Source organism: Pseudogemmobacter faecipullorum, from assembly GCF_020539525.1.
Classification (GTDB): domain Bacteria; phylum Pseudomonadota; class Alphaproteobacteria; order Rhodobacterales; family Rhodobacteraceae; genus Pseudogemmobacter; species Pseudogemmobacter faecipullorum.
On record NZ_JACDXX010000052.1, the window covers coordinates 1 to 5,725 of the forward strand.

Genomic DNA, 5,725 nt, shown 5'->3' on the forward strand with positions numbered 1-5,725 from the left:
CCCTCGGGGATTCGGGCAAAAGGCCCGAACGCCCGAGGGTGATTGCAGATCCGGTCAGACACTTCGGGCGCCTGTCGAGCGGGGGATGGTCCCTCGTCTCCAAAGACAGGAGCCAGTCCCATGTCCAAGAAGGATGCCACCGCTTTCGCCGCCAGCCTCGCCGCTACGCTGATGGTCTCGATCGTCGTGTTTCAGGCCGGCGATGGCAGCCATGCCGCCATGCCCGCCGATGAATATGATGGCGATGAGACGCTCATCGCCCTGGAGATCGACCCTTGGCAGTGAGGCGCGCAAGCGCTTCACCCCCCTTCGGCCGGCCCGCGCGCGGCGGGCCGCGCCGTCCACCGGGGTCGCGCGATCACCCGCCTGTGGCGCGCGCCGCACGGAGGAGCCGGGATGAACCCCGGCGCGGGAGAGGTCGAGGAGGGATCCGGGAAGGGCGAGCCTTCCGGTCCCAGAGAGAGCGCCGGTCGGCTTCACCTGTCCCTTCGCTCTCAGGAGAAGTCCCATGACCCACGAGATAGCAGCCACCCCGGAAGGCAACCTGGCGGTCGCCATGGCGCAGTTTGATGCCTCGCAACTGGCGCATCAGACGCTCAGCACCACCGCAATGGCGCAGAACAAGGAGACGCTGTTCGCGGCCATGCGCGCCGCCGGGCTCACCGAGATCATCGTCACCTTCGACGGCGGTGGCGACAGCGGGCATATCGAAGATATCGACGCACGCCGCGGGGACGCCGTAGTGCCGATGCCGGACACGGAACTCACCCTCGCGCAGGTCAGCTGGGGCATCAGCGAGATTTCGACGAGCAGCATGTCGCTCTCGGAGGCAGTCGAGACCCTGGCCTATGATCTTCTCTCGGACAGCCATGGTGGATGGGAGAACTGCGACGGTGCGTTCGGCGCGTTTCATTTCGATGCCGCGGCCGGAACGATCCTGCTCGACTACAACGAGCGGTTCACCTCGTCCGCGCAATTCAACCACACGTTCTGAGGGCTGGGAACATGGCACATCCCTATCATCACGCCCTGTCCTCGGTGAAGAAATGGGGCGGCACGGTTGACGACTATATCGACCTGCATTCCTGGTTCGATGCCTCGAAATTGATCCTTGCTGACTTCCGGCATCGCGCGCTGCGCCACCATGCCGAGGGTATCTTCCTCATGGAAATCGTGTTCGGCAAGACGCTGACCCTGTCCTCCGGCCGGGTGATCCCGACCCGTTGGGTGGGCGAGCAGCATGTCCGCGAGGATCTCGGCCACATTCCGAGCTTCGCTGATTGGGCGCGCGCAATCCGTCCGGAACCCTGGATGGGCCGCACTCAGAAGATCGAGACCGAGGTTGACCCGTTGCCAGGTGCCCCGACCCCGGCACCTGATCCATTCTACCCCCTGCTCGGCCTGACAGCAGATGCCGCAGGGTTCACAGTCCTGCGCGCCGCTGCCCGCGCCTTCCATCCCAGTATCCGCAAGGATCCCGGCCTCAGGCTCGCCCGGCGGCGGTTCTACCGCCAGATGCTGGCCGCCCACGCCGCTGAAGTGCCGCAAGGTTCTCCCACGTCCCCGGGCAGCTGACCTTTTCCTCCAGCCCAATTCCGACCAGACCCGGCCTCGCGCCGGGCTTTCCATTTTTGACAAGGAGCCTGTCATGGCCGACTACTTCACCCACTTTTCCTGCCTGCTTGATGCGGGCTCGCCTGAGAATGCCGCCAAGGCGATGGCGCTGTTCCACCGCCTGCGCGCCGAAGAGGCGGATGCCGATGAGCCTGCATTCAACGGCTTTGATCTCGTCCAGCAGGACGGGCCGAGCGGCTCGCAGCTTTGGATCCATGATGGTGATCAGGGCGATGTCGAGGGTGTCATCAACTTCGTGCTGCGTCTTGCCGAAGAACTGAACCTCTCCGGCCTCTGGGGCTTCGACTATGCCAACACCTGCTCCCGCCCCAGGGTCGAGGCTTTCGGGGGCGGCGCGCATGTCATCGATCTCGGTGCCCGCAAGAGCATCGGTTGGATTAGCACACATGAATGGCTGAACGCCGTGCTGAATGGCGAGGACATCGACGCCGTGGAGGCGGTCGCAGGATGAACACCACGGTTCCGATCATACCCGCGTGCCCCTCCCGACCGCTCCCCGTGATCGAGGTTGGCCGCAGTGCCGACGGCCTGCTGGTTGCGCGCGTCGGCGACACCGCCTTCGCAATGGTGCCGGCACGGCAGGGGCGGCATTTTCTGGCGACGGGCTGGCGGCTTTCTCGCCCGCTCGACACTTGGCGACGTGGTGACTTCTACGGTCATTCCGGTGATGTGGCTGACGAGGCCGCGTTCCGGGCGCTGGTCGCCGAGAATGCCGAACACCAGCGTGAGCGCGCGGCACTCGGGCGCCGTGAAATCGTCTCCCGGGCGTATACGCCCTGGGGCGCGTCACAGGGCGCGATGACCTATGGTGAAGGTGTTCTCTGCCATTCCACCGCCGGGCATGGCGGATTCCAGCTTGCGCCAGAGCAGAATGCCCGTGTGCATCCGCTGCTGCGTTCCTCCTCCGGGTTCTACGAGGAGGACGCCGAATGGGCAGCGGTTGCGCAGGCTTTTCCAGATCTTTTCACTGGCTATGAACGCCGTCTGGCCGATGAGACGCTACGCAATCACTGGCCCAACGCCTGGGAGGCCATACATGGCCGCTCCCTTCAGCCGGGCGAATCCCGAGCGCGGGATCGCCAGATCTTCGAGCGTCAGCACGCCGCCGACTGGATCGTGATCTCGGCGGTCGGTTCCGATCGCCTTCCCGGCTTCGTGGAAACCATGGCTACGCCGGGCGGGCAGCGTGGCCCGGGCGTCGAGCGCCGCCGTTTCCTCGTCCCGTCGGCCGAGTATGAACCCGGTCTGTTCGGGTTCGTGATCGATCCCACGCGGCATCGAGATCTGACCAATGGCGATGACTGACTGTCGGTTCCGCTGATCTCGGCTGCGCGTGTCTGGTGCGCGGCCGAGAGGGAGAGGTGGCTCGGGGTAAAGCGACGGGTCATGAGGTGGGAGAGAGGCTTCCGCTGCCTGTCGTGGAGTTGCCGCAATGTCCTTTCCTGTTTCCTCTGCCGGATACCGTCCCGCGGGACAGCTTCTGGTCGATCAGGCGCTTACGCATCTTCGACTTAAACAACGCCTCCCTCTGACCATCACCTGTTCCGGCGAGGCGCGCTATCTCGATCCGGATCTCGATCAGTGGGCGTTCGAGCATAGCGTCTCCCTCGGCACCAGCGACAGCCTCGCGGACGCGATGATGCTGGTGTTAGCGCGCCTTGGAAGTGGCGATATTGCCCATGGCGATGATCCCGCGCTCCGCTTTACGCCGCAGCTGATCGCGGTGCTTGATGCCGATCAGAGGTTGGTAATCGCGGGCGAAGTCTCAAACCGGCGGGTGACTTGGTGCCAGCCCGTCGCGAGCGATGCTGAAGCGTGGGCGGTGGTCAACCTGGCCTGTCGCCAGCGGGCTGAAGCGCAGCATCATGCCGATTTGGGCAGACATGTCGAAGCTAGCGGTTTGCGCCGGCGGGCTGCAGAGACCGAAGGGCGCCTTGTTGATCCGTTCTGGCGCGATGCTGCGCAGCTAGAGCTTCTTCAGCGGAGGGTGGCGTGATGCCTTCGATCATCGAGATCGCGGTCTATCGCTTTGACGAGCTGCCGGAGACCGCCAACAAAAACGCCGCCAGCCTCGCGGGCAGATATGCTGCTTCGTATGCTCGTAACCTCGCCTCCATCGAGTTCGATTAGATCGCGTAAGGGGCGGAAAAGCGGTCTTACTGCGGTGCGGCATCAAGTTTGCTAAGTCGACGTTTTTTGGCCTCCTGACAGAATTCTGATTGATGAAATCATTACCTAATCAATGGGTCCTAACCATAGGCCGCCGATCGCAGCGATAGTTCGCAGTGAACACGACAAGGAGACTTTTGGCGCAACGGTCGAGGACAGATCAGGAGAAGCAGATGTGCACCACGAACAATCGAGCTCGCGGCGTTGACTTGGCCTTACCGCGAACACCATGCGGGCTCGTAGCATCTGATAGCCACGCATCGCTCATTTGCTTTTCCGCAGGCTTCAGAGCTCCATGCGACCTCTCTTTCCCCCCGAAAGGAAGGAAAATCTAATGCTCTCGCCAGAATTCTGCAGGTGTTCGGGTCATCCCAACCTTCTGTATTCGGCCCGGCCCGCTTCGCAGCGGGCCAAGGGGTGTCAGGCCCGCACGACCAAGACGGGGATTGCGGAACGGGTGACAACCTCGGTTGCCTGACTGCCAAGTAGCATCCGCTTCAGCCCGCGCCGCCCGTGAGAGGCCATACAGATGAGATCGCAACCGAGTGCCTCGGCGCGCTCTAAGATAGTATCAGCAGGCGTGGCATCAGGCACATGCAGGGCGGTTGCAGAAACGCCCGCATGTCTCGCACGCTCTGCGGCGGCCTCAAGGATCCGCTCTGCCGTTTCGCGCTGCGCCTGATCATAGCCCTCGAGAACCGCCGCTGGCGTGTATGCCCCTGCCCCCATCGCCGCTGCTGCAATCGGGAAGGGCGGCGTCACAGTCAGGATCGTCACCGCAGCGCCGATGCTGGATGCAAGTGCAATGCCATGCTCAAGGCCGAGGCCCGCGTTCTCAGAGCCATCGGTGGTGATAAGGATGTGCTTATACATGAGAAACCTCTTGAGGTTGGGAGGAGGGATGCGAGGCCGCTTTTCGCGCCGCGCCGCGATCATTGCGGATCGGATCGGCGAGCAGCCGCAACCCGTTTAGCACCACCAGAACCGTGCCCCCTTCATGGCCGATGACGGCAAGCGGCAAAGGCAGCTCGAAAAATAGCGCCGAGACCACCAGAAGCACCATCATCGCCAAGGCAAAGCCGAGGTTCTGCCGGATGATCCGGCGGGTACGCAAGGCCAGTGTCCGGGCGGCGGCAAGGCGGGTCATGTCCTCGGACAGAAGCGCCACATCTGCGGCCTGCAGCGCCACTTCGCTGCCCGCAACCCCCATGGCGACGCCGACATCCGCCCGGGCAAGGGCAGCGGCATCATTCACCCCGTCGCCGACGAAGGCCGTCCGGCCCTTTTCGGCAAGCGCGGCAACCAGTTTGACCTTGTCTTCCGGCAACAATTCGGCGTGGATCTCCGCATTGGAAAAGCCGAGCTCCCGCCCGATCCGTTCGGCCACCGGGCGGCGATCCCCGGTCATCAGGGCCAGCTGCGCCACCCCCGCCGCACGCAGTTGCGAAAGCCCGCCGGCAGAGCTTGGCCGCGGGCGGTCTGCCACCGTAACACCACCGATCAGCTGCGCGCCGCGGCCGATCCAGGTGACGGTTTGGGCAGAGGCCTTCAGCCGCTGAGCCCCGGCGGTATCGGCTCGTGCCCCCATCCGCTCCAGCATCCGCTGGTTTCCGGCCCAGATCGGCCCCTCTTCGTCGATTCCGGTGATGCCTTCACTCGGATGGGTCACCACATCCCGAATGGCGGCGGGGGCAAGCCCCTCGGCCTCTGCCCGGCGCCGGATCGCGGCGGCGATCGGATGCTCGGACTGCGCCTCCAAACCCGAGAGCAGCGCCAGCATGCGCCCCTCGGGGATCTCTGAGGTGAGGTCGGTGACCTCTGCAACTCCGGTGGTCAGGGTGCCGGTTTTGTCAAAGGAAAAGCTCTTCACTTCTGCCAAGGCTTCAAGCGCCGCGCCACCTTTGAACAACACGCCGCCCCG

8 protein-coding genes and 1 pseudogene are annotated in these 5,725 nt (G+C 64.1%); 7 read left to right on the top strand and 2 right to left on the bottom strand.

What is annotated here, in order from left to right; translation table 11 throughout:
* The first annotated feature begins 120 nt into the window (after nucleotides 1-120).
* The 7 genes and pseudogenes from H0485_RS20815 to H0485_RS21745 all read left to right on the top strand — a co-directional run bounded on the left by H0485_RS20815 (nucleotide 121) and on the right by H0485_RS21745 (nucleotide 3,765).
* Nucleotides 121-285, top strand: coding sequence for a hypothetical protein (locus H0485_RS20815; protein WP_169742256.1), 165 nt, complete (start codon nucleotides 121-123; stop codon nucleotides 283-285).
* A 223-nt stretch (nucleotides 286-508) separates the two neighbouring features.
* Nucleotides 509-994, top strand: a complete 486-nt coding sequence (locus tag H0485_RS20820; protein ID WP_226937816.1) for a DUF6878 family protein — start codon at nucleotides 509-511, stop codon at nucleotides 992-994.
* Nucleotides 995-1,005: 11 nt separating this feature from the next.
* A pseudogene (locus tag H0485_RS20825) lies at nucleotides 1,006-1,365 on the top strand (DUF6915 family protein); the annotation flags it as partial.
* 283 nt (nucleotides 1,366-1,648) lie between these two features.
* Nucleotides 1,649-2,086, top strand: a complete 438-nt coding sequence (locus H0485_RS20835) for a hypothetical protein (protein WP_226937817.1) — start codon at nucleotides 1,649-1,651, stop codon at nucleotides 2,084-2,086.
* Entirely contained in the window at nucleotides 2,083-2,940 is an 858-nt protein-coding gene (locus tag H0485_RS20840; protein ID WP_226937818.1) for a DUF7007 domain-containing protein, read from the top strand. Before H0485_RS20835 ends, H0485_RS20840 begins: the two co-directional genes overlap by 4 nt.
* A 127-nt stretch (nucleotides 2,941-3,067) precedes the next feature.
* Entirely contained in the window at nucleotides 3,068-3,631 is a 564-nt protein-coding gene (locus H0485_RS20845) for a hypothetical protein (RefSeq protein WP_226937819.1), read from the top strand.
* Entirely contained in the window at nucleotides 3,631-3,765 is a 135-nt protein-coding gene (locus H0485_RS21745) for a hypothetical protein (protein ID WP_255613893.1), read from the top strand. The genes H0485_RS20845 and H0485_RS21745 overlap by 1 nt, the downstream gene beginning before the upstream one ends.
* 459 nt (nucleotides 3,766-4,224) lie before the next feature.
* Here H0485_RS21745 and H0485_RS20850 read toward each other — a convergent pair whose 3' ends face one another.
* Entirely contained in the window at nucleotides 4,225-4,677 is a 453-nt protein-coding gene (locus tag H0485_RS20850; protein ID WP_020952704.1) for a universal stress protein, read from the bottom strand.
* Nucleotides 4,670-5,725, bottom strand: a 1,056-nt coding sequence (locus H0485_RS20855) for an HAD-IC family P-type ATPase (RefSeq protein WP_226937820.1), incomplete at its 5' end; no start/stop codon positions are given. The genes H0485_RS20850 and H0485_RS20855, both read right to left, overlap by 8 nt.